Annotated in this window: 16 protein-coding genes; 3 read left to right on the top strand and 13 right to left on the bottom strand. The window is 59.3% G+C overall.

Going from position 1 to position 24003, the window contains the following annotated elements; translation table 11 throughout:
• The first annotated feature begins 24 nt into the window (after positions 1 to 24).
• The gene (locus KYK83_RS12525; protein ID WP_222828490.1) at positions 25 to 1989 is read left to right on the top strand and encodes a tetratricopeptide repeat-containing sulfotransferase family protein; all 1965 of its coding nucleotides are present in this window, start codon (positions 25 to 27) and stop codon (positions 1987 to 1989) included.
• Positions 1990 to 2054: 65 nt separating this feature from the next.
• Here KYK83_RS12525 and KYK83_RS12520 read toward each other — a convergent pair whose 3' ends face one another.
• From KYK83_RS12520 to cysD, 7 genes are all read right to left on the bottom strand, one after another.
• Positions 2055 to 2723, bottom strand: coding sequence for a carbonic anhydrase (locus KYK83_RS12520; RefSeq protein WP_222828489.1), 669 nt, complete (start codon positions 2721 to 2723; stop codon positions 2055 to 2057).
• Complete coding sequence (locus tag KYK83_RS12515) at positions 2720 to 4300, bottom strand: SulP family inorganic anion transporter (RefSeq protein ID WP_222828488.1); 1581 nt, start codon at positions 4298 to 4300, stop codon at positions 2720 to 2722. Before KYK83_RS12515 ends, KYK83_RS12520 begins: the two co-directional genes overlap by 4 nt.
• 108 nt (positions 4301 to 4408) lie before the next feature.
• Complete coding sequence (locus KYK83_RS12510; RefSeq protein WP_221597191.1) at positions 4409 to 5095, bottom strand: carbonic anhydrase; 687 nt, start codon at positions 5093 to 5095, stop codon at positions 4409 to 4411.
• Positions 5096 to 5196: 101 nt separating this feature from the next.
• The gene (locus KYK83_RS12505; RefSeq protein WP_222828487.1) at positions 5197 to 6525 is read right to left on the bottom strand and encodes a sensor histidine kinase; all 1329 of its coding nucleotides are present in this window, start codon (positions 6523 to 6525) and stop codon (positions 5197 to 5199) included.
• A complete protein-coding gene (locus KYK83_RS12500) occupies positions 6525 to 7250 on the bottom strand; it encodes a response regulator transcription factor (protein ID WP_222828486.1) in 726 nt (241 codons plus the stop codon). Before KYK83_RS12500 ends, KYK83_RS12505 begins: the two co-directional genes overlap by 1 nt.
• An 86-nt stretch (positions 7251 to 7336) precedes the next feature.
• Positions 7337 to 9244 (bottom strand): sulfate adenylyltransferase subunit CysN, encoded by a 1908-nt coding sequence (cysN, locus tag KYK83_RS12495; protein ID WP_222828485.1) that lies wholly within the window; start codon positions 9242 to 9244, stop codon positions 7337 to 7339.
• Entirely contained in the window at positions 9244 to 10164 is a 921-nt protein-coding gene (gene cysD / locus KYK83_RS12490; RefSeq protein WP_222828484.1) for a sulfate adenylyltransferase subunit CysD, read from the bottom strand. Before cysD ends, cysN begins: the two co-directional genes overlap by 1 nt.
• Before the next feature lie 85 nt (positions 10165 to 10249).
• Between cysD and KYK83_RS12485 the strand changes: the two genes are divergently transcribed.
• Entirely contained in the window at positions 10250 to 11248 is a 999-nt protein-coding gene (locus KYK83_RS12485; protein ID WP_222828483.1) for a helix-turn-helix transcriptional regulator, read from the top strand.
• A 37-nt stretch (positions 11249 to 11285) separates the two neighbouring features.
• On the opposite strand, the gene KYK83_RS12480 is transcribed toward KYK83_RS12485, so the two are convergent.
• Both KYK83_RS12480 and KYK83_RS12475 read right to left on the bottom strand, forming a co-directional pair.
• Positions 11286 to 12014 carry an acyl-CoA dehydrogenase family protein gene (locus KYK83_RS12480; protein WP_222828482.1) on the bottom strand — a complete coding sequence of 243 codons (729 nt, stop codon included), beginning with the start codon at positions 12012 to 12014 and terminating at the stop codon, positions 11286 to 11288.
• Positions 12011 to 13147, bottom strand: coding sequence for an acyl-CoA dehydrogenase family protein (locus tag KYK83_RS12475; RefSeq protein WP_248284443.1), 1137 nt, complete (start codon positions 13145 to 13147; stop codon positions 12011 to 12013). The genes KYK83_RS12480 and KYK83_RS12475 overlap by 4 nt, the downstream gene beginning before the upstream one ends.
• 128 nt (positions 13148 to 13275) lie before the next feature.
• On the opposite strand from KYK83_RS12475, the gene KYK83_RS12470 reads away from it, so the two are divergent.
• Entirely contained in the window at positions 13276 to 14697 is a 1422-nt protein-coding gene (locus KYK83_RS12470) for an aldehyde dehydrogenase family protein (protein WP_103025127.1), read from the top strand.
• Positions 14698 to 14706: 9 nt separating this feature from the next.
• Here the strand turns inward: KYK83_RS12470 and KYK83_RS12465 are convergent, their stop codons facing one another.
• From KYK83_RS12465 to KYK83_RS12450, 4 genes are all read right to left on the bottom strand, one after another.
• On the bottom strand, positions 14707 to 18273 hold the full coding sequence (locus tag KYK83_RS12465) for a hydantoinase B/oxoprolinase family protein (RefSeq protein WP_222828481.1): 3567 nt from the start codon (positions 18271 to 18273) through the stop codon (positions 14707 to 14709).
• 17 nt (positions 18274 to 18290) lie between these two features.
• Positions 18291 to 19874, bottom strand: a complete 1584-nt coding sequence (locus KYK83_RS12460) for a tetratricopeptide repeat-containing sulfotransferase family protein (RefSeq protein ID WP_222828480.1) — start codon at positions 19872 to 19874, stop codon at positions 18291 to 18293.
• A gap of 15 nt (positions 19875 to 19889) precedes the next feature.
• The gene (locus KYK83_RS12455) at positions 19890 to 20678 is read right to left on the bottom strand and encodes a hypothetical protein (protein ID WP_222828479.1); all 789 of its coding nucleotides are present in this window, start codon (positions 20676 to 20678) and stop codon (positions 19890 to 19892) included.
• An 89-nt stretch (positions 20679 to 20767) separates the two neighbouring features.
• Positions 20768 to 23935 carry a TonB-dependent receptor domain-containing protein gene (locus KYK83_RS12450; RefSeq protein WP_222828478.1) on the bottom strand — a complete coding sequence of 1056 codons (3168 nt, stop codon included), beginning with the start codon at positions 23933 to 23935 and terminating at the stop codon, positions 20768 to 20770.
• Positions 23936 to 24003: the final 68 nt, after the last annotated feature.

Here is a 24003-nt window from a genome sequence, read left to right as displayed (position 1 = left end):
TACAAGAAATAACGAGGAGACAGGATGGATCGGCGTGACCAAACGCTGAAGGACGCGCAGGAAGCGCTGCAGGCCAACGCTTTCGAGCGGGGGCTGGCACTTGCCGAGGCCATCCTGGCCGATGTCCCGAATGATGCCGAGGCGCTCTATATCGCGGCGGTCGCAAACCGTTATCTGGCACGCCACCAAGATGCGCAGGATTATCTGGACCGCCTGCACGCCCAGATCCCCGAATATGGACGCGCCTGGCAGGAGGCCGGCCACCTCGCGCGTGCGACGGGCGAAACGGAGCAAGCAGTTGAAGCTTATGGCCGCGCAGTCCGGTTCAATCCCGCGCTCGCGGCAAGCTGGCGCGCACAGGCGGAATTACTCGAAGCGGCTGGTCGAATGGGCGAAGCGACAACTGCGCGCAATCAGGAACGGCGTCTCCTGGCCTTGCCTAAAGAGCTGATTGCGGTGACGCATCATCTCCATGAAGGCCGACCACTGCGGGCAGAAGAAATCTGCCGACACTTTCTGCGCCGCAATCCCAAGCATGTCGAAGCGATGCGGTTGCTGGCTCAGATCGGCCTGAGGCTGGGGATACTTGATGATGCGGAATTCCTGCTGGAGAGCGCCGCGGCATTCGAGCCCGATAATATTCAGGTTCGGCTCGATTATATCGACGTGCTTCGCAAGCGACAAAAGTTCGCTCGCTCATGCGAAGAAGCAGAGGCGCTGTATCGGCGAGATCCTGACAGCCCGCTGTTTCAGTCCCACCTGGCGATCGAAAGCATGCAGACTGGCAATTACGACCGGGCCTTCGAACTTTTCGATAGTGTATTGGCGCGCCTGCCCGGCGATCCGGCGACGCTGACATCGCGCGGCCATGCGCTGAAGACGGTCGGGGATCAGGAACGCGCTGTGGCGTCCTATCGCGCGGCGATCGCTGCGCGGCCCGGACATGGGGATGCGTATTACGCGCTAGCCAATCTCAAGACCTATCGTTTTACCGAAGCAGAGCTTTCCGCAATGCAAGGGCAGGCAGCGCGCACGGACATTGGCTTCATGGACCGGGTTCACCTTGCTTTCGCGCTCGGCAAGGCCTTCGAAGACCGCGCCGAACATGCCCAGTCATTCCGCTTTTATGAACTCGGCAATGATCTGAAGCGCCGTCAAACCGGTTATGATGCCGACCGGATGACTGCTGAAATGGACGCGCAGAAGAAAGTCTGCACATCTGAATTATTTGAGAGCAAGGCGAATGTGGGTAGCCGTGTGCGGGACCCGATCTTCATCCTCGGCCTGCCGCGCGCCGGATCGACACTGCTCGAACAGATCCTTGCCAGTCACTCACAGATCGATGGGACACTGGAACTGCCGAATATCCTCGCGCTCGCGCACAAATTGCGGGGGCGGAAGGCCGGCAAGAGCCGTTATCCTGAGGTGCTCCACGATCTTGACGCGGATCAATTCGCTGAAATGGGTAATCGCTTCATCGAGGATACTCGCATTCACAGACAGGGCGCGCCGTTCTTCATCGACAAGATGCCGAACAACTTCCGCCACATCGGATTGATCCACCTAATACTGCCCAACGCGACCATTATCGATGCGCGGCGCGATGCGATGGATTGCTGCTTCTCGGGCTTCAAACAGCTTTTTGCCGAGGGGCAGGACTTCACGTACGGACTGACGGAGATCGGTCGCTACTACCGCGATTATGTCGGTCTCATGGGCCATTGGGATAGTGTGCTTCCCGGCCGGGTCCTGCGAGTGAACCACGAGGATGTGCTCGATGATCTGGAAGGCCAGACCCGGCGCATGCTGGATCATATCGGCCTTCCGTTCGAAGAATCCTGCCTCGATTTCCACCGAACTGAGCGGGCGGTACGGACGGCAAGTTCCGAACAGGTTCGACGTCCGCTCAACCGGTCCGGGCAAGGGGCATGGAAGCCCTATGCACCGTGGTTGTCCAAGCTTGAGAAGGAACTGGGTGCGTTTGCCTGACCGCGAGGTTAGGTGTGGTAGCGAGAGGCGCGTGGGGCCTCCTCGCTACCACACCATGCATTCAATTACTCTGCAACGGCGAGATGGTCTTCCATCTGCGGAACATCCTGCAGAGGCATAGCAAAGCCCGACGTTTCGCTGACGGGTTCGACTTCGAACAATTCGGTCAGCCTGCCGTTGCTCAAATCATAGATCCAGCCATGCAAGGTCAGGTCCTGCCCGCGTTCCAAGGCAGCGCGCACAATGTCGAGCTGCGAAAGTCGGCGAAGCTGTTCACGGACGTTGAGTTCGGCCAAACGGTTCTGCCGATCCAAGGGATCTTCGATCGAATCGACTTCCAGCCGGTTTTCTTCGTAGACCTCCCGCAAAGCACGTAGCCAGGAATGCATGTGGCCCGTCGCGTCGCCATTCAATACGGCACCCATGCCGTTGCAACCGTATATGCCGCACAGGATGATGTGCGCGACTTTCAGATCGTCGACCGCATGCTGCAAGTCCGCCATCAGATTGTCATCATCCGAGTAGACCAGGTTGGCGAGATTGCGATGGATGAACAATTCGCCCGGTCGGGTCTGCGTGATCTGGTGCGGAAATACCCGACTGTCGGATCCGCCAATCCACATCACTTCCGGATTCTGGCCGACCGTCTGCCGCGCAAAATAGTCCTTCTTGCGCTCACGCATCTCGTCCGACCAGGCCTTGTTGGACAGCTTCAGTTCTCGAATGGTCTTCATGTGTAAGCTACCTTCTTGGCAGGGGCTTCCAGCGGAGTGTCTTCGAGGTGGTCGACATCGCCGCGGATGGTGACCGAAACGTCGCGGAACTTGGCGTTGCGGGCAAAGCTGTTGATGATGTCGATGTTGTCCGGATCGACAAATTCCGCCCGTTCGAGATCAATCACCACGCTCGCGCCTTCGGGCACCTTGTTGAGCGAATTTTGCAACTCGTACTTATGAATGAAGTAAAGGTTGCGGCGAGCGCGGACCATCCAGAAATCACCATCATTGGCTACGCTGACTGCAGTGCGGAAGTTGCGGGCGACGACGAATACGAAGCCGATGACCAGTCCGATGATGATGCCGCGAAGCAGATCGGTGAAGAGGATTGCTGCGATAGTGGCCATGAAGGGCACAAACTGATGCCAGCCCTGTGCCCAGCGGCGCTTGTAGAGTTCAGGCGTGTTGAGCTTGTAGCCGACCTGAATGAGGATCGCAGCGAGCGCAGCAAGCGGGATGAGGTTGAGTACGACCGGGATCAGCAGAACGCTCAGGAGCAACCAGAAGCCGTGGAGGATGGCCGAAGTCTTGGTTTCACCTCCAGCGGCGACGTTGGCCGAAGACCGGACGATAACGGACGTGAGCGGCAGGCCGCCGATCAGGCCGGAAACGAAGTTACCACCGCCCTGTGCGAGCAGTTCGTGGTTCTTGTCGGTCGTACGGCGGCGTGGGTCGATTTCGTCGACGGCTTTGACGCACAGCAGCGATTCCAGACTGGCCACGATCGCTAGTGTCACTGCGACGATCCATACGTCGGGCATGGTGATGGCCGAGAAGTCGGGAGTACGGAACTGTCCGACGAATTCGCCCAGCGATTCGGATACGGGGACCTGTACGAGCTGGCTTGGGTCGATGACGAGCCCGGGTGCGAAGAGCTTGAACGCTTCGTTTGCAAGCACGCCAAACAGAACGACAACCAGTGGTCCGGGCAGGAGCTTCAGCAGGCCGTCTTTGGGCCGGTTTGCATCCCACCAGAAGAGGAAGATAAGCGAAACCACTGCGATGATGATCGGCCCCAGCAGGAAGAAATCCCAAACGGAGTAGAACAAGGCGGAAATCGTGTTGAGACCATCAGGCTGGAGGAAGCTGAGGCTGCCTTCGAAATCCCCGTCATAGCCCATGGCATAAGGAATTTGCTTGAGGATCAGGATCAGGCCGATCGCCGCCAGCATGCCGGTGATGACCGAACTGGGCACGAATTCCGACAGAGTCCCTGAACGGGTGAAGTAAAGCCCGACCTGAAGCAAACCGGAGAGCAGAACTGCCAGGAGGAAGATTTCCCAGGTAGGCAGGACCGTCAATGCGTCGAGGACGATCACGGTCAAGCCCGCTGCGGGGCCGCTGACCGAAAGTTGCGATTTGGAGAGGACACCGACGACGATGCCGCCGACGATCCCCGCGATCAGCCCGGAGAACAAGGGCGCGCCCGAAGCGAGCGCGATACCCAGACACAATGGCAGGGCGACGAGCGCCACCACGATTGAAGCGGGAATGTCCTTGCCCAAGGACGAGAATAACGACGATTTGTCGGCCACGACGGCTCCTTAGTGTAAAAGTCTCGGGTCAGCAGATCTGACGGGAGGGTGGGCCGGTGCGCTCGAACTCCTGCGAACGGGCACCGGCCCTGGGAAGGGACTGGGAGGTCAGGCCGCTTCCCGAGCCTGCTGGCGATTACCGCCGAAATCGGCAACCGGGACCGGGTGCTGGGGATCTTCCATGCGGCGGAATTTGCCACTTTCGCCGTCGAGCGCGCGGATTGCGCCTTCGGAGATGTCGAACACCCAGCCATGCAAGCGGAGTTCGCCCTTAGCAAGTGCAGCGGCTACGCAGGGGTGGCTGCGCAGATGCGTCAGCTGAAGAATGACATTCTCTTCCACGAGGCGGTCAAGCTTTTCGCCATCGTCTGCCGAGCCGCAGCAAGCTTCGATTACCGAGTGTGCAGCGGTGGAATGACCAATCCATTCCTTGACCGATGGCATGGCATCGAGAGCGCCTTCGGGCGCGAAATGCGCCTTCATCGCGCCGCAGTCGGCGTGGCCGCAAATGACGATGTCTGTAACGCCGAGGCCCATGACGGCATATTCGATCGTGGAGGTCACGCCGCCGTTTACCCGCTGCCAGGGCGGTACGATGTTGCCCGCATTGCGGATCACGAACAATTCGCCGGGTTGGGACTGGGTGATGAGTTCAGGTACCACACGGCTGTCGGAACAGCTTATCATCAAAGTCGTGGGGCTTTGCCCGTCGCGCCCGAGGGTCTCGAGGCGTTGCTTGTGTTCGGGATAGACCGCATCGCGAAACCGCGACACGCCTTTCATCAGCTGTTCCATTTCTGGCTCCTGCTTGGTGGGGGGACGAAATCTTTCGCAGTGCACAATGGCGCTCGAACATTGCTGTGCATCGCCCCGAATGTAACAAAGTGTTGCAGGTGCTATTTTTTGGGGAACGTCAGCGTCGCCCGAAGTCCTCCGCCGCTGCGGTTGGCGAGTTCGAGACGGCCGCCATGGGCCTCCGCGACGTTGCGAGCGATGCTCAGCCCAAGGCCCATCCCGGGATGCCTGCCAGAGCGCGCTGCGTCGGATCGCTCAAATGGGTGCATCACCCGAGCGAATTGCGATGCAGGGATGCCGGGGCCGTTGTCTTCCACCGACACAATGGCCCAGTCTGGATCGGTGGCGAGCGTGATCGTCGCGTTGCCGCCATATTTGATGGCGTTATCGACCAGATTCTCGATGGCCCTTGCCAGATGATCGTGCACGGCGTCGATTACCAAGCGGTCAGGGCCCTCGAAACGAACGTCTGCTCCCAAGTCGTCGAAGGCTTCCGCGATCATCTGGCACAGACTGGACAGTTCCGTCGGTTCGCGATCCAACTGGCTCTCGCCAGTCTCGAAGAACTCTAAGAGCTCCTGCAGCATGCGGGTCATCTGATCGATGTCCTCACGTGCCGCGCTTCGATCCGCCCGATCTTCGATTCCATCCACTCGCAGACGTAACCGGGCCAGCGGCGTGCGCAGATCATGGCCGACCGCAAGCAGCGCTTGCGTTCGCTGATCGATCACGCCTTCCAGCCGTTCCTGCATTGCGTTCAGAGCCCGCGAAACCTCGCGCAGTTCTTCCGGGCCGGTGGTATCATCGAAAAAGATCCGCCCGGACGTTCCGATCAACTGCGCATTTTCCGACAGCCGGCGAAGGGGCGCGCTCAGCGTACGGACAAGCACGGCGGCGGATCCAAGGATCAGTACGGCTATCAGTCCAACCCGGATCGAGGTTTCCAGCAGGAGCCGCCAGTCGGCGACCCTTTCCTGCGTCGTGAAGCCAATCCATGTGTCTTCGTCTATCTCGATAGCGCCAATGACTTGGCGCTCAAGGTTGAGAAATGAACCTGTCTCGAGAGAAAGGCGCAATTCGTAATTGGCCAGGGCTGGCTCGAACTCGAAAATTGCATTCGCAATTTCCCTCGCTTCCGCATCTATGCCCGGACCAATCTCCGGGCTGCCTTCGACGAGTTCCAGTTTTGTATGAATTGTAGACAGGCTTTTGAGCAGGCGACTGCGGTCCGATCGATCGGCGGCAGTTATGATACGTTCCGCGATCAGCACCTGTTCGGCAACCCGTCGCCCTAGATCCTGACGCTGTATGTGCATCTCTCCGGTGCGAATTAGCACGCTGCCAGCAAGGAACTGGAAAAGTACGGCCAGCACCAGAACGAGGATTACCCTTCCGGTCAGACCCTTGGGCCAGAGACTGTGTCGTGCCATCACGCGTCTACTGACGCAGTAAAGACGTATCCCACGCCTCGCACTGTGCGGATCAAGTCGCGCCCGCCATCGACAGACCCGAGCTTGCGGCGCAGGCGGCTTACAAGCACATCCACGCTGCGATCGCTATGGTCGCGGCCCGGCAAGCGGCTTCTGGAATGCTCGAGCAGAGTGTCCCGGCCAATAACGCGCTGTGGCATGTTGATGAACACGTTGAGTAGGTCGAATTCCGCTTCCGAAATGGATACGCGTGAACCTTCCGGGGCAAACAGCTCGCGCCGGCGACGGTCCATTTGCCAGCCTTCGAACCGAACGATCGATGCATAGTCTGCCATGTCACGTTGTCCGGCTTCTTCCGAGCGGCGCAATACGGATCGGATACGCGCAACCAGTTCGCCTGGGTCCACCGGCTTGATTAGATAGTCGTCCGCACCAAGTTCCAGCCCCACGATCCGATCGGTATGGCTCGACCGTGCACTGATGAAGATGATCGGAACCTTACTCCTCTCGCGCAACCATCGGCACAGGTCGAGACCGCTGGTGGCAGGGAGCATGACATCGAGAATGACCAAGTCGAATTGGTCGGCAGATGCCCGAAATTCTGCAGCCGTCGCGTACCCGCGAACGGGAAACCCGCTCTGTCGGAGATAGCGGGTCAGCAAAGTACGCAGAGCGCCGTCATCTTCGACTAGCGCGATCTGGTAAGTACGTTCGCTGATTTGCATCGATTTCTCAGGTTACCGAAATGGCGCGGACGGCCAGCCCACGACCATCTGGTGCGAGCATGCATCCTTTACATCCGTCGACGCACCTACTTCAATGGCAAGATCTTCGCGATGATATGGTCCGCCGCCTCTTCGGGTGTCATTTCCACCGTGTTGACGCGAATTTCCGGACTTTCCGGTGGTTCGTAAGGGCTGTCGATACCGGTGAAGTTCTTCAGCTTCCCTTCGCGCGCCTTCTTGTAAAGCCCCTTCACATCGCGCGCCTCGGCAACTTCCAGCGGCGTATCGACATGGATTTCGATGAATTCGCCTCCATCGATCATGTCCCGCACCAACTGCCGGTCGGCGCGAAAAGGGCTGATGAAGGCTGTCAGCACGATCAGGCCAGCATCGGTCATGAGTTTCGCAACTTCGCCTATGCGGCGGATATTCTCGATCCGGTCGCTTTCGGTAAAGCCGAGATCCTTGTTAAGCCCGTGGCGAACATTGTCGCCATCGAGAAGGAAGGTATGCCGGTTCATGAGGGCCAGCTTCTTCTCGACTTCGTTCGCGATAGTCGATTTTCCCGAACCCGACAGCCCGGTGAACCAGAGCACCCGCGGCGTCTGGTTTTTCATGGAAGCGTGGTGGTCGCGTGTAATATCGGTAGGCTGCCAATGGACGTTCTGGCTACGGCGTAGGCTGAAATGCAGCATCCCTGCGCCCACGGTGTGGTTGGTGATCTTGTCGATCAGGATAAAGCCGCCCAGCGCGCGATTTTCTGTATAGGGATTAAAGACGATGCGCCTGTCGGTCGTAATCTCGCAAACCCCGATCTGATTCAGATTCAGCGTCTGCGATGCGAGATGTTCCACCGTATTGACGTCGATTTCGTATTTTGGTTCGGCGATTGTTACGCTGACCATCTGCGTGCCCAGTTTGAGCCAGTAGCCGCGGCCGACGACGAGCGGCTCGTCGTCCATCCACACGATGGTGGTTTCGAACTGGTCAGCGACTTCGGGAGGGTCGTCGGCAGTGGCAAGCACATCGCCGCGCGAACAATCGATCTCTTCCTCCAGAGTGATCGTGATGGATTGGCCCGCAACCGCTTCGTCGAGTTCCCCGTCCATGGTGACCACCGATTTTACCGTGCTGGTCTTGCCCGAAGGGAGAGAACGTAATTCGTCGCCCGGCTTCACGGTGCCGCTAGCGATCAGTCCCGAGAAGCCACGAAAGTCGAGATTGGGACGGTTTACCCATTGGACGGGCATGCGGAAGGGCTTCTTCTGGCTGGCAGTATTACCGATCTGCATCGTTTCCAGAAGGTCGATGAGAACCGGACCGCCATACCAATCCGTGTTGTCCGACCGCGAGGTGATATTGTCGCCCGCTAGGCCCGATATCGGAACGGCGTGGAAGCTTTCGATGCCGATACTTTCTGCAAACTTTGCGTAATCGGAAACGATGGCGTTGAACTTGGTCTCATCGTAATCGATCAAATCCATCTTATTCACTGCCAGCACGAGGTTCCTGATGCCAAGCTGGTGGCACAAGAAGCTGTGGCGACGGGTCTGGACTAGCACGCCCTTTCGAGCGTCGATCAGGATGACGGCACAATCGGCTGTCGATGCGCCGGTGACCATGTTGCGCGTGTATTGCTCGTGACCCGGGCAATCTGCGACGATGAACTTGCGTTTCTCCGTCGCGAAAAAGCGATAGGCGACATCGATCGTAATGCCTTGTTCGCGCTCGGCAGCGAGCCCGTCGACCAGCAGCGCGAAGTCGATGTCCTGACCCTGGGTCCCGACCCGCCGGCTGTCGTTTTCCAGGGCGGCGAGCTGGTCTTCGAAGATCATCTTGGAATCGTACAGCAGGCGGCCGATCAAGGTGGATTTACCGTCATCCACGCTGCCGCAGGTGATGAAGCGCAGCATCGATTTGTTCTGATGCTGCTCCAGATAGGCATCGATATCTTCGGCGATCAGGGCATCGGTTTGATAAATCGGATCGGTCATCAGAAGTAACCCTCCTGCTTTTTCTTCTCCATTGACGCATCCCCTGCGTCCTTGTCGATCACGCGCCCCTGCCGTTCGCTGGTGGTCGTCAGTAACATCTCCTGCACCACTTCCTGCAGTGTCGCAGCTTCGCTTTCCACGGCCCCGGTAAGGGGGAAGCATCCAAGGGTGCGGAAGCGGATCGAACGTTCTATTATCTCCGGACGGTGTCCGATAACCCGCTCCAACCTGTCGATGTCGTCGGCCATGAACAGCCCGCCATCATGTTCGTAGGTTGGTCGCTTCGCGCTGAAATAGAGCGGCACGATCTCGATATTTTCGGCCATGATGTATTGCCAGATGTCGAGCTCGGTCCAGTTGGACAGCGGGAAGATGCGGATGCTCTCGCCCTTTTTCTTGCGTGCGTTGTAGAGGTTCCAAAGCTCGGGCCGCTGGTTTTTCGGGTCCCAGCCATGCGTGGCGGTGCGGAACGAGAAAATGCGTTCCTTGGCGCGGCTCTTCTCTTCGTCGCGTCGGGCGCCGCCGAATGCCGCGTCGAAACCGTATTTATCGAGCGCTTGCTTCAACCCTTCCGTCTTCCACATATCGGTGTGTAGCGGGCCGTGATCGAAAGGGTTGATCCCTCGCGCCGCGGCGTCTGGGTTCTGATGGACGATCAGTTCCATCCCCGCTTCTTCGGCGGCCTTTTCCCGCAGCGCATACATGTCCTTGAACTTCCATGTCGTGTCGACATGCATGAGCGGGAAGGGCGGGGGCGATGGATAGAATGCTTTCTTCGCAAGGTGCAGCATGACGGCGCTGTCCTTGCCGATCGAATAGAGCATCACGGGCTTTTCCGCCTCTGCGACGACTTCGCGCATGATATGGATGCTCTCGGCTTCGAGCCGTTGGAGATGGGTCAGGGATTTGGCGTCGGTCATGGATCGGCTCCGCGTTTCTCTGGTGAGAGATAGGAAGCTGCATAGGCAATGGACCTCCCAAATGGGAGGTGATAGAAATGCTTGCATGCGCATCCCTAATCTTGGCGAAACGGAATTGCTCATCCCGCTTCATTCGGGCGTATTCGAGCAGCCCATGTGGCTAACCTTCCTGCGACTGATGCGCCGGGTCTGCGAAGCCGAGGGCGTGGCCATCTGGCTGACCGGTACGGGCGATACAGACGCTGTGGCCCTACATGACGGCGAATTGATCGGGTTCGTGGCGGAGGAAATGCGCAACGGGCGCGTCTATTCAGGTGAGGAGATCGGCTATGATGATGCTGGCCTGCGTGCAGTGCGCGTGGAAGGGGCCGGCATCGTTCTGACGCTGGCGGTTCTGGCGCAAGCGTCGCCAACGGCAAAGATCGCCAGCCTGCTGACGGCTCTGGTCCCGCATTTACGTGTGGCTCTGAGGGTCCTCGAAACGATCGAGCACGAACGTAGCCGTGCATCCGTGAGCGAGGAGGCGTTCCGGCGAATGAACTTTGGCTGGATTGCATTGGACGAGCGTTGCCGGATAGTTGATCTGGACAGTCAGGCAGACAGCTTCCTGCGCCGATCGGGCGCACTCAGGCGGGGTCCCTATGATCGCCTCGTGCCATCTTCGCCCCATGTGGATCGTGAACTGACAGCACTTGCCAAGGCGATGGCGGCCGACCGCCGACATCGCCCTCAGGCGATCAACATCAGCAAGGACCCATGGATCGATATTCTTGTTGCGCCTACGCGCATCAACTTGCTGGCGGGAAAGGACAAGGCGGTCGCGGTTGTCTACCTGCGCGGCGACCGCTCATCCTCCGCCGACCGCCATGAGCAATTAGTCGATCTGTTCGATCTGACGCCTGCGGAAGCGCGCCTTGCCTGGTCGCTGGCGCAAGGTTTGTCGATTGTCGAAGCGGCAGAAGTCCACGCCCTTACCGTCGAAACCGCCCGGTACTACTCAAAGAAAATCTATGCGAAGACGGGCGCTCGGGGTCAGGTCGACCTAGTGCGCAACATTCTTACGGGGGTGCTTGCGCTGGCATAATGCCGGCGATTTGCTGCGCCGGGATTGCACAGCGCGGCTAGGAATGGTCGGTTCGCGCGGAAAGGTCCCGCCAGAACCGGTCTGCCCCTCGCGCGATTACCTTACTGCCGAGCCGAGCGCTCCAATAGGCATCGTTGCCGAACTCGGAACGCCATTGCCACAACCGCCGGGTCAGGGGGGCTAACGCGTATTCTTCCGTGAAGCCGATTGCGCCGTGAACCTGATGAGCAACACTGGTGCCCATTTCGACCGCCCGGTTCGCGCGAAGCTTGGCAGCGGCGACTTCGAATTCGGCGTTACCGCGATCGAGCGCCTGTGCCGCACCCATCGCAGCGCAATTGGCCGCTGCCGCTTCGCAGGCAAAGCTCGCGAGAGACTGCTGTACGGCCTGGAATTTTCCCAGTGGCCTGCCGAATTGCTGGCGCTCATTGGCATAGGCGATCGACAAGGCCAGCGCCGCGTCCAGAGCGCCCGCGATCTGACAGGCGCGGGCAAAGGCCATTGACAATTTGGTGTCCGCCACTGCTGCCCGCTTAACGATGAGCTTCGGCAGGTCGATGCCAAGGGCGTGATAGCCGGCCAGGCGAAAGACCGTCAGTGCATCGAGCCAGCTGCCGCCGAAGCCGCCCTCCGCTTCTGGAACCAGAAGGTTTGGCAGTCCGAGCTCTTCAAGGCGCGCAAGGTCACGCTCGACAATGGCTGCCGCACCCATTCCCGCGAAAAGAGGATCGACCATTTCAGCCAGCATGCGGCGCGTGTCACTCATCTGAGGCCCAATCCGCGTGCGATAATTCCCCGGATGATTTCCCGCGTGCCGCCACGCAGCGAGAAGCTCGGGCTTACCTGCAGCAGGTAGAAGCAGACGGCTCGTAGCACCTCGGCATCTGCGTCGCCGAAATCGACAGCAGCCTGGACCAATTGTGGGATCGCCTGCTCGTACGAATTGCCAAGATCCTTGACGATGGTCGCTTCCAGCGCCGGGTCCTCGCCTCGTGCAAGCTTGGCCGCGACCGATGCGCTCATCAATCGCAAGGTCCACGCTTCTGCGGCAAGGCGGCCGACCAGTTGCTGGAGCGCAGGATCTGTCCGCGTTCCGGCATATCGCACCAGTTCCAGGAAGAGCACCATGGACGACAGGTATCGCTCCGGCCCCGACCGTTCGAGCGAGAGCTCGGCAGTGGCCTGCTTCCAGCCTTCGCCTTCGACCCCCAAAAGTGCATCGGCTGGCAAGCGGACGTCGTCGAAAAACACCTCGTTGAATTCGTGCGCACCCGTCAGGTCTATGATCGGTTTGACCGTGACGCCCGGCGCATCCATCGGAATCACGAACTGCGACAATCCGGCCTGTCGCTCGCTGCCTGCTTCGCTGCGGACAAGGGCAATCATGAACTGGCTGATATGCGCGCCGGTGGTCCACACTTTCTGGCCGTTGATGATCCAATCGTCGCCGTCACGGCGTGCCGACGTGCGGACCGAGGCAAGGTCCGAACCCGAGCCCGGTTCGCTAAGGCCGATGCAGGCAAATGCCTCGCCGCGGGCAATCGCGGGTACCCAGCGCCGCTTCAACCTGTCGTTGCCGAGACGCAGCAGCAGCGGCCCGCTCTGCCGGTCCGCGATCCAGTGCGCCCCGACCGGGGCACCAGCCGCCAGCAGCTCTTCGATCACTACATAGCGTTCGAGCTGGCTGCGCTCGTGCCCCCCGTACTCCTTGGGCCACGTCATGCCGAGCAGGCCCGCATCACCCAATTTGCGGCTGAAGGCGGGGTTCGGCTTGGTCCAGCTGTTTGCCCGGCGAACAGGATCTCGCTCGCCGTGCTGCGCAACCAGATCACGGACCTGGTCGCGCAGGCGCGTCGCCGTGTCCGGCCAGTCGACCGCTTCGGTTGCGAAGGTCTGCATCGCTCTCCTCTCCGGTGCTTCTGTCTCCAATTTCTGGCCGCGCCGCAAGACCCGTTGCATCATGCAACGAATCCCGACAGGATATTGCGGAGAGAAAATTCCTGGATTCCGGCAAGGAGAGAAAAGCGATGACAGACTATAAGAACCTGATCGACGGCGAAATGGTCGACAATGGCGAGTGGCTGGAGGTTCTGAACCCTGCCAACGAGCAGGTGGTCGGGCGCGTACCAGCCTGCGGCAAGGATGAACTGGACCGTGCCGTCGCTGCCGCGCGACGCGCGTTCAAGGAATGGAAGAAAACCCCGCAGGAAGAACGTCAGAAAGTGGTCCAGGGTATCGCGGCAGCGATCAAGGGAAATGCCGACGAACTCTATCGCCTGCTGACCAGCGAGCAGGGCAAGCCCCATACGCAGGCGCAACAGGAAATTTACGGCGCAGCCGGCCTTGCTGCTGCGCAATCGACGCTGACATTGGATGACGTGATCAGCCAGGACGATGATACGCGTCTGTCGCGTACCCGCCGTGTGCCTGTGGGCGTGGTCGGTGGGATCGTGCCTTGGAACTTCCCGATCATGATGGCCATCCAGAAGATCGTGCCTGCGCTGGTCGCAGGCTGCACGATCGTGCTCAAGCCATCGCCGTTCACGCCGCTGACTACGCTGCGCATTGCGGAATTGATCAAGGATGTGGTGCCGGCCGGTACGGTGAACATCATCACCGGAGAAGATACCTTGGGCCCGCTGATTACCGAGCACCCGGACATCGACAAGATTACCTTCACCGGGTCGACTGCCACGGGCAAGAAAATCATGGCAGGCGCGAGCGGCGACCTGAAGCGTATCACGCTCGAGCTTGGCGGTAATGACGCGTCGATCGTACTGCCGGATGCCGATGTCGAAAAAGTCGCCGAGCAGCTATTCTGGTCGAGCTTTTCCAATGCTGGGCAGGTCTGCATCGCGGCCAAGCGCGTCTACATTCACAAGGATATTTACGACGACCTGTCCAAGGCGATCGCTGCTTATGCAAACACCGTTGTGGTCGGCGATGGTTCGCAGCAGGGTACCGGCGTCGGCCCGATCCAAAACAAGAAGCAGTATGAGCGCGTGCTCGAACTGATCCAGGATGCGAAGGACAATGGCTACAAATTCCTGACCGGAGGCGACAAGGACCCGTCCGGCACCGGATATTACGTGCCGATCACAATACTCGACAACCCACCGGAAGATGCGCGGATCGTGGCCGAAGAACAGTTTGGCCCCGTCATGCCGCTTTTGAAATTCGACACGATCGACGAAGTCATCGAACGCGCGAACAATTCGGATTACGGCCTCGCCGGCGCAGTCTGGACCAAAGATACCGACAAGGGCGTCGAAATCGCGGAACAGCTCGAAACGGGTACGGTCTGGATCAATGAATTCATGCACCTCTCGCCGTTCGCTCCGTTCGGTGGGCACAAGCAGTCGGGCTTCGGCGCCGAATATGGCGTCGATGGCTTGAAGGAATTCACCTATCCTCAGGTCATCACGGTCAAACGCGACGCGGCCGTCTGATCGCGATCTTCACTTCTGGCGGGGAGGGCCGAAGCCTCCACCGCCGGGGGTGAGGATGACGAATGTGTCGCCGGGCTGCATGTCGCCCGAGCCCGTGGCGCCGAGATTTTCTCGTGAGCCGTCTGCACGCTCGATCCAGTTGCGGCCCGGCGCTGCATCAGTGCCGCCGCAGATGCCGCGCGGCGCGATCTCCCGCCGGTTCGCCAGCATATTGGCGCGCATCGGGTGGAGGAAAGTAATCCGGCGTTCTACGCCATCTCCGCCACGATATTCGCCATTTCCGCCGGACCCCCGCCGAATGGAGAAGGTGTCGAGACGGACCGGAAGCCGACTTTCCAGGATTTCCGGATCGGTCAGCCGCGAATTGGTCATATGGGTCTGCACGGCGCTGGTCCCATCATGGTCGAGGCCGGCACCCGATCCGCCGCAGATCGTTTCGTAATATTGATCTGCGCCGTCACCGAAGGTGAAATTGTTCATCGTGCCCTGGCTCGGTGCCAGTCTGCTGGTCGCTGCGAAGAGCGCGTCGGTCACGACCTGACTTGTCTCGACATTGCCCGCCACCACGGCAGCCCCCGGGCGCGGATTGAGCATCGATCCTTCCGGTACAACCAGTTCGACAGGACGGAGACAGCCATCGTTCATGGGAATGGCATCGTCGATCAGCGTGCGCACGACATAGAGTGCCGCTGCGCGCGTTATGGATTTGGGCGCGTTGAAATTATCGGGCAATTGTCCACTGGTGCCGGTGAAATCGAAGACCGCCGATCGCTCATCCCGGTTGATCCGGATGGCCACCTTTACCACCGCACCGTTGTCCATCGGATAGGCGAATGTGCCGTCGTCCAGCCGGTCGAGCAGCCGCCTGACGCTTTCCTCCGCATTGGCGAGAACGTGGTTCATATAGGCGGCCACCACGTCCGCTCCCTGATCGCGCGCGGCTGACTGAAGCAGTGACTCTCCGCGGGTGCATGCGGCAAGCTGCGCGCGCAGATCGGAGATGTTGCGATCCGGATTGCGCGCAGGATGCGTTGCCGCAGCGAGGACCTCGCGCATTTCCGCCTCGCGGAAATGCCCGGCATCGACCAGCAGGGCATTATCGATAAGTACGCCTTCTTCCTCGATAGTCCGGCTTTCGGGTGGCATCGATCCCGGTGCAATCCCGCCAATATCCGAATGATGCCCGCGCGCCGCCACGAACGCGCCGGGTTCGGAAGTATCGTCTTCGAAGAAAACGGGGACGATCACTGTGATATCGGGAAGGTGGGTCCCGCCGCGATAGGGATCGTTGAGCACATAGGCGTCACCCCGCCTGAAGCCGCGCCCGTCGCGAGCGTCGCCCCGCGCTTCGATAACGCGGGCGATACTGTCGCCCATCGACCCTAAATGGACGGGAATGTGCGGCGCATTGGCGATCAGTTCGCCCGATGCGTCGAACAGGGCGCAGGAGAAATCGAGCCGTTCCTTGATGTTTACCGAAGTCGCCGTCGACTGGAGAACGACGCCCATCTCTTCCGCGATCGCCATGAAGAGATTGTTGAAAATTTCGAGCCTGACCGGGTCCACCTCAGTCCCTGCCGCACGGTCGCGCTGAAGCGGTTCGCTGCGTGTAAGTACGAGGCTGCCTTCTTCCGCAAGCCGGGCCTGCCATCCGCCTTCGACGACGGTCGTCGATGCCGGATCGATCACCAGAACCGGACCATGCACGACGTCGCCCCGGCTCATCGCCGCGCGTTCTACGGTCTGCCATGTGCCCGAGGGCTTGCCGCTGGCGGCAACCGGCTGGGCCACTGCACTGCCGAGGCCGCCACTCATCCCGCTGGCCTCGACGCTCAGAGCCTCGACCACGATCGGCGCGTGGTCATCGGAATAGCCGAACCGCTGGCGGTGAAGGGTGCGGAACGTCCGGTCCATCGTAGGGACATCGCCGCAATCGATCGGCAGCAAGCTGTCACTGCCTTCGAACCGCAGGCGGGCGTGGCTTTCGAGCACGATCTCGCTGTTTTCGATACCTTGGTCCAGCAAGGCCCGGCGCGCCTGAGCCTCGAGGTCCGCTAGCTCTGCGGCGAAACTGTCGCCGAGCTTTCTGACGAGACTGACTTCGCGGATGGCTTTCACCGGCGCCAGACCGATACCGTAAGCGGAGAGAATGCCGGCGAGCGGGTGCACGAGAACGGTTTCCATGCCGAGAGCGTCGGCGACCCTGCAGGCATGCTGTCCGCCCGCTCCGCCGAAGCAGGCGAGGGCATAGGTCGTCACATCGTGCCCGCGCGCCACACTGATCTTGCGGATCGCATTCGCCATGTTGTCGACCGCGATATCGAGGAAGCCTTCCGCGATTTCCTCCAGCGATCTGGGGTGTGGAAGCGCGTCGGCGATTTCCTTCAGACGGTTGTGGGATGCATGCGGATCAAGCGTTTGATTGCCGTCCGAACCAAAGACGTTCGGGAAGAATGCAGGGTCAATTCGGCCAAGAAACAGGTTGCAGTCAGTCACTGTCAGCGGGCCGCCCTTGCGATAGCAGGCGGGGCCCGGATCCGCACTCGCGCTTTCCGGGCCGACCGTGAACCGCCCGCCGTCGAACTGGCAGATCGATCCGCCCCCTGCGGCAACGGTGTGGATCTGCATCATCGGGGCGGCCACGCGGACGCCGGCCACGACGCTATCGCCGGTCAGTTCATATTCGCCCGCATAATGCGCGACATCGGTGCTGGTCCCGCCCATGTCGAAGCCGATGAGCTTTTCATGGCCCAGTGGCTTGCCCGCAGCGACCATGCCGACAACACCGCCCGCCGGACCGGACAGAATGGCATCCTTCCCGCGAAATGCGCCGACTTCTGCCAGCCCGCCGTTCGATTGCATGAAACGCAGGCTGTCGGTTTCGGGCAGACCGGCCTGAAGAGTATCGGTATAGCGTCGCAGGACCGGCGAGAGATAGGCATCGACGACGGTCGTGTCGCCGCGTGGGATCAGACGAATGAGCGGCGCCACTTCGTGACTGACGCTGATCTGCGCAAAGCCCATGTCGCGCGCGATGGCGGCCAGCCGTTCCTCGTGATCGCGATATTTCCAGCCGTGCATCAACACGATGGCGAGCGCATCGACGCCGTCGGCACGCAGCCCTTCGAAAGCCCGACGCGCCTCTTGCTCGTCAAGGGCAGTCAGTACCTCGCCATCGGCGGAAACCCGTTCGTCGATCTCCACCACCTGCGACGCCAACTGTTCAGGCAGGACGATATGCCGCGCGAAGATATCCGGCCGTGCCTGGTTGCCGATACGCAGCGCATCCCCGAAGCCGCGGGTGATGGCGAGCGCAAGCCGCTCGCCCTTGCGTTCGAGCAGCGCATTCGTCGCGACCGTTGTCCCGATCCGCAGTTCCGCGATGGGGCCATTCCCATGCCGCTCCATGAGGCGCCGCACGGCTTCGCTCGCCGCATCCGCATAATGGCCGGGATTTTCCGAGAGCAGCTTGTCGGTCACCAGCGCCCCATCGGGCGTTACGGCAACGACATCGGTAAAGGTGCCGCCCCGATCGACAGCGAAGTGCCATGCCCTCTTTTTGCTGCCCGATGCCATTGTGCTGTCCCTTATTTTTAGGCGAGATCGCCCAAAGCTTCCCGCAGGGGCCCAAGCCAATTTGAATAAGGCTTCCAGATCGCCATGCCGTCGCGATTGAGGGGGCGGCGGACTTGCTCGCTACTCGGGGTGCGTACAACACGGTCCAGCTGGTGGAAGTCAAGCACGCCTTCTTCCCAATCGAGACCAAGGTAAGCCAGTACTTTGCCGATTTGCTGGCGAGGGTCTTCAACGAGCATCGAATAGTCGACATGATGCACCATGTCGGGAGCAACATCATCGAAATGTGAGAGCAGGCGGACATTGTCGACATAGCATCGTCCGACATCTTCCAGCGAAAAAGATGCGGCATGCGCGCTGCTGAATGACTGAGTGAAGTTCGAAAAACAGCAATCCATCGCCGGTCGGCGAATATCGATGAAGCGCGCCTGCGGTAGAATCTTACGAATGAAAAGGATGTTGCTCCAATTATGGGGCAGTTTGTCGATGAAGAATCGCGTGTTTTGGGTTCGATGGACTGATGCGCGTTCGAGATAATCCTGCCCGAAACGAGCAGCCTGTTCACCAGAGAGCCCCTCAATTGCCTGCGGTACAGTAGTCTTGCCCCTCCGGGTGGCCATCTCCATGAACCCGCGAAGGATTGCCGGAATGTATGGAAGCTCGCCGACCGGTTCGATCTGCGAATGCGAACCCAGTATCTGTTCCAGCAAGGTCGAGCCGGATCGCGGAAGGGAAACGACGAAAACCGGGATATCATCGCCTACCGATTCCGTTGGCAGACCTGACATATAAGTCGTGTCCACCTTGTCCCTTATCGCGTCCACTTCTGCGCTGAGTTCTTTCGCGTCATAGCCGATAGCCGTCGCGCGCAAGCGGTTGCCTTCTTCATAGTGATGAAATGCGTCCTCGAATTCGCCCTTGTCATGAAGAGCGCGCGCAAGGGAGAAATTGAGGGGGGCTTCGTTGCGTTCATCGATCGCGATTGCAAGCGCCGCCCTCATGACAGCGATATCGTCGTCATTCAAAATCGGTTTCTTGATGCTGGCGAGCCCCCACCAGGCATCACCAGTTCCATCATCAATCGCAATAGCTTTGCGAAAGGCAGCAATTGCATCCTCAACCTGGCCGCCGGCTCGCAAATTATGGCCGTAGGCGATCCACAATTGTGTACTCGTGGGCTTTTCATCGAGAAGTTGACGGTAGATCGCCCGCGCCTCATCCGCTTTGCCGATCTTTTCCAGCGTGTTGGCGAGTATCGCACGCACGCCGGTATCGCCCCTTTCGCTGGCGAGGTTTTCGAACATCGGAATAGCAATGGCCGGGCGTTCCTGCTGATTGACAACGGCAGCCAACTGGCGCCGCGTGTCGTAATCGCGAGAACCGAGTTTAATTGCCTTGAGGAGAAACTGCTCAGCCTGTCCGAGAGCGCCAAGGCAGTTGGCGGTTTCGCCAAGCAAGGCCAAAGCTTGCGGATGGTCGCGATGGCGGCGCAGAAAGCCGATCAAGAACTGAGCAGCCTGTTCGAATTTGGCGTCTTCGATCAGTTCCTTTGCCTTCGTCAGCTCCGGATTTATGGATACGGGCGTGCCATGATCATTCATCGTGCATAACCCCCATCACTCATATCCAAGCACATTCCGAAGCCCTGGAGCCTGATAGTCGACAAGAGCGCGATGCCGCGCGCCCAGCTTTTGAGGAAGATCCAAAGCTACACCTGTGAGGTTTTCGCGCGCCGTCGCGCTTTCTTCTCGGTTGGCGCCGAAGCGCACCCGTTCCATCCAGTCGGAAGGGACTACAATTCCCGCAGCGTCCAGAAGTACCGCGAAAAAATCGCGCGCAGCATCCGATTCGAGATCGTCGACATGCCGGATAAGCTCTTCATATCTGACGACGTGACAGCGTCCGCCAAGCCAAGCTGCCGCATTGAGTTCGTAGATGTCGTTTAGCGAGGGCAGCTTCTGGGGGAGCCCAAAAATCATCATTGTAAGCAATTCGTCAGCAGACACGGCGCCGCTTCGCAGATGGTCCACATTACCATGGAATTGCTCCGACAGGATGAAACGCGCACGCGCGATCACCCAGTCGTATGGGTCTCGGTACAGCAGTATGCGATGCGCTGATGCCGTTTCGATAACAGACGCATCGGCAAAGAACAGGTGGCCCCAACTCAGTTTCGGTGTTGCAGGATCAAACGCGGTACGATGCGTCTGCAGGTTGCCCCACTGGATGAAGTCGGCCGAGTATTGCTGATCGACTGGCACGAACATGCGCATGATGTTGCGCAGCAAATGACTACCACTCTTGGGGATGGAATTCAGAAATACCGGCTTGGCGATTGCAGCTTGCTGGAAGCGCCTATTCACGTCGTCGAGATTATCTTTTCGCACCAGGATTTCAGGCATCATCGCTCCTTCGCAGATGGCCTAACAGAAGGGGCGGCATGTTGCCATGCCGCCCCGAAGTTCTGGGGTTGTGGCCCCTTTATCTTTCGATTTCAGAACCGTGTAGACACGTTGATGAAAGCGCGTCGGCCGACGAACGGATATTGCGATGCCGACACGACCGGGCCGAGCAGACCAATCTGACCACCATTCAGAACCGAAACGCGCGGCGGACGCGTATCGAACAGGTTGCTGATGCCGGCAGTGATGTCGAACATACCGTCACCAATTTCCTGAGAGATAGAAATATTGTGGTAGAAAGTCGTCGGTGTCGTGAGATCCGGACAGTAACGCCCATAGATCGGCAGATCGCCAGCAGGATTGTCGGTGTTGAATGAATCGATACACCGGTCGCCGCCATTGTCCTCCAAGAAATCTTCGACATTGGAGGTCGAGCCGATCACGTTGATGCCGTAGAACAGGCTGAACCCTGATGGGTGGGCCCATGTTGCACGGAAATCCGCGACCCATTCAGGCGACCCGGCTTCACCATTATCGGATTCAAGGTCCGACGTCGGCAAAAGCCGGAAGTCGTCCTTGATCTGCCAGGTCCCTTCGGCCCGCAATGTCAAAAGGCCAGCGTTCCCCATGTCGTGGGAAATATTGGCTGAGACATCGATACCCGAGTTCCGCTGGCTGGCGATATTGATGTACTGGTCGTAGATTTCATCGATCTGGTACACCGCCGTGACGTTCTGGCCGCGAGTAAACAGATTACAAAGCGGTTCGGTGGCGAAGTTTTCCGACTGGTAACACCCGTTCAGGATCGCGGTCGGGCCAAGCTGGGAAATCTCCCCCTTCACCTTTATATCGAAGTAATCGACCGCAAGACTGAACCGTGTGTCGCCGAGGAAATTGAGGTCCGGCGTCAGAACGACACCGATGACCTTGGCATCGGAGGTTTCTGCCTCCAGATTCCCCAAGCCACCTTGGGAGAATGCAGTGGCGGTGATGCCGCCACCGCCGTAATCGCCCGGGATCCCATCTGCAGCGCAGTTGTCAGCTACGCGCTGGGACGTGGTTCCCGCTGCGAGACCACCTTGCCAGTTGATGCAAGGATCGAAGCGCTGGTTAACAAAGCTGGTTTCGTTAGCGAGGAATTGCTCGAAAAGTGCAGGAGCGCGGAAAGACGTTCCATAGCTGCCACGGAAACGAAGCCAGTCATTGAGCGCCCAATTGAAGCCGAGCTTGTAAGTGAAGTTGCCGTTGTCGCTGTCGCTGACGCCATCGGACGCGCGGGTTGCCTTCACATTGGTGAGACGCCCGGCAGCAGAGAGCGTCAGATCTTCGAAGAACGGCTGGTTTCTGAGTACCGGGATGCTGAGTTCGGCAAAAGCTTCTGTCGTCACGCTCTTGCCGGCAGTGATGCCCGAAGCCGAGGCGCCCCAAGCATTGCCGGCGCGAGTGATTTCGCCGGGAGTGTCGTCGATCCTGTCACGACGCGCGGTAATCCCTGCAGCTACGCCAAGCGGCCCAGCAGGCAATTCGAAGAGCTGCCCGCTGACCGAGGCTTCACCCGTCAGCTGGGTATAGATCGTCTGACCTTCTTCCCAATCGAAGAGAAAGCCAATCTGCTCCGGCGTCAGATTACCACGAAGGAATTCTGGATCGGTCCAGGGAATGTCGACGCATTGCCGCCCGGAGATCGGGGTGGTGGTACCGACACATGATGCCGTTTGGAAATATCCAGTGTCGTAAGCATCCTGCAGGATCTGCTGCGACCGATACCGGCCATCGCTACGGCTGTACTGGACGTAGGCTTCGTAGCGCCAGTTGCCAGCGGACGAAATGTCACCACGCAGACCGCCCACGCCACGGTAGTAATCCACCTTCTGGCTGGAGTCTGACTGATTGGTGATGGCCGTCGGACTGATCAAGTTGACGCCTTCGAAGCCGTCAGCCCAATAATTGAACGTCGTACCGGGGCCAGTGCCGTAGAGTTCACCCGTGTAGCCGAAATTCCAGAACTGGCGCCAGCCGTTCTGATAGGTTTCGCGGCGATTGAACAGAAATTCGCCAAACAGCTCTACGGAATCCGATACCTCGAACGATGCTTCCGCATAGCCCGTGTAAAGATCCGTTTCGGGAATGATCGTCTGTTCAGCCACGAATGGATGGTACGCATTCTGCACCGCCATCGACGCTGCATCATATCCGGTTGGGAACCAGCCGTCAGGAGCGCCGAAATCGCCGAAATATGCAGGGTCGCCGTATGCAGGAATGCCAAGCGCGCCGCTGCCCGGACCATTGGCATACTGGTATTGTAACAGGACGGTGCGCCCGAAGGGCGATGTTTGCGTTCCGGTGTTCGGACCGCCCGGGCCATCAAGCTGAAGGTTATCGATCAGATTGTAGGTCCAGATATGACCCCAACGCAAATCCTCGCAATGAGGCTGACCGGTACGCGGATCGATCAGATCTGCGCGCGCACCGTTTTCATCGAAGATATTGGCTTCCGGGCATGCGAGGTAGCTACGGTCCCCACGCGCAAGTTCGTTCGTATGAGAATAGTCGCCAGCTATCGTAATGTGTCCGCGGCTGAAATTCTTCGTGTAAGCGGCACTGAGCCGATAATCTTCACCACCGGAATCGAATGGCACAGAAACATTGAGATCGAGCTTCAGCCCATCCTCGCGGTCCCCGGTGAGAATGTTGACGACCCCGGCGATTGCGTCGGAACCGTAAATCGAGGAGGCGCCGGTCTTCAGGATCTGGATGTCGTTAACGATCGAAAGCGGCAACACGTTGAGGTCGAAAGACGACACTGCGCCCCTGGTGCCTGCAGGACCGGCACGCCGGCCATTGAGGAGGACAAGCGTTCGGTTCGCGCCCAAGCCACGCAAATCGATCGTCTGTGCCCCTGGACCGCCATTGGTAACAAAATTCGACGACAGCGCTGATGTGATCTGGGTCGAACCTGAAGCGACCGGCGAACTCTGCAGAGCGCTGGCAAGATCGAGGCGACCTTCCCGTCGGGCGATCTCCGGGCTAACGATCGATATCGGGTCAGGGCTGTTATAAGGCGTGACCGTTGTGATGCGCGAACCGGTAACGACGATGGCATTGGATTCCGCTTCAGTAGCGGTTTCAGTTGTCGTCTCACTCTCCTCCAAGACGGATGCATCTTGGGCGGACGCAGCGGAGGAAAGCGCAATGGCCGCGAGGCCCACGCTTGCCCACAGGCCGGATTTGCGATTTGTGAAAGAAGCAGGATTCTTCAAGTTTACCCCCCATGAATAGTACCTGAAGATCAGACAATATCGCTAAACGACCGTCTCCCAAGCTGGAA

It is taken from the genome of Qipengyuania pacifica, from assembly GCF_019857205.1.
GTDB classification, from domain to species: domain Bacteria; phylum Pseudomonadota; class Alphaproteobacteria; order Sphingomonadales; family Sphingomonadaceae; genus Qipengyuania; species Qipengyuania pacifica.
Note: the sequence above shows the minus strand (reverse complement) of the source record. Positions and strands in the feature narration are given on the sequence as shown.

Excerpts from the sequence above, each read along its gene's own strand:
- cysD (WP_222828484.1), bottom strand. The coding sequence starts at position 10,164 with ATGACCGACGCCAAATCCCTGACCCATCTCCAACGGCTCGAAGCCGAG.
- KYK83_RS12525 (WP_222828490.1), top strand. The coding sequence starts at position 25 with ATGGATCGGCGTGACCAAACGCTGAAGGACGCGCAGGAAGCGCTGCAG.
- KYK83_RS12500 (WP_222828486.1), bottom strand. The coding sequence starts at position 7,250 with ATGCAAATCAGCGAACGTACTTACCAGATCGCGCTAGTCGAAGATGAC.
- KYK83_RS12485 (WP_222828483.1), top strand. The coding sequence starts at position 10,250 with ATGCGCATCCCTAATCTTGGCGAAACGGAATTGCTCATCCCGCTTCAT.
- KYK83_RS12460 (WP_222828480.1), bottom strand. The coding sequence starts at position 19,874 with ATGAATGATCATGGCACGCCCGTATCCATAAATCCGGAGCTGACGAAG.
- KYK83_RS12480 (WP_222828482.1), bottom strand. The coding sequence starts at position 12,014 with ATGAGTGACACGCGCCGCATGCTGGCTGAAATGGTCGATCCTCTTTTC.
- KYK83_RS12520 (WP_222828489.1), bottom strand. The coding sequence starts at position 2,723 with ATGAAGACCATTCGAGAACTGAAGCTGTCCAACAAGGCCTGGTCGGAC.
- KYK83_RS12455 (WP_222828479.1), bottom strand. The coding sequence starts at position 20,678 with ATGATGCCTGAAATCCTGGTGCGAAAAGATAATCTCGACGACGTGAAT.
- cysN (WP_222828485.1), bottom strand. The coding sequence starts at position 9,244 with ATGACCGATCCGATTTATCAAACCGATGCCCTGATCGCCGAAGATATC.
- KYK83_RS12505 (WP_222828487.1), bottom strand. The coding sequence starts at position 6,525 with ATGGCACGACACAGTCTCTGGCCCAAGGGTCTGACCGGAAGGGTAATC.
- KYK83_RS12475 (WP_248284443.1), bottom strand. The coding sequence starts at position 13,147 with ATGCAGACCTTCGCAACCGAAGCGGTCGACTGGCCGGACACGGCGACG.
- KYK83_RS12510 (WP_221597191.1), bottom strand. The coding sequence starts at position 5,095 with ATGGAACAGCTGATGAAAGGCGTGTCGCGGTTTCGCGATGCGGTCTAT.
- KYK83_RS12465 (WP_222828481.1), bottom strand. The coding sequence starts at position 18,273 with ATGGCATCGGGCAGCAAAAAGAGGGCATGGCACTTCGCTGTCGATCGG.
- KYK83_RS12470 (WP_103025127.1), top strand. The coding sequence starts at position 13,276 with ATGACAGACTATAAGAACCTGATCGACGGCGAAATGGTCGACAATGGC.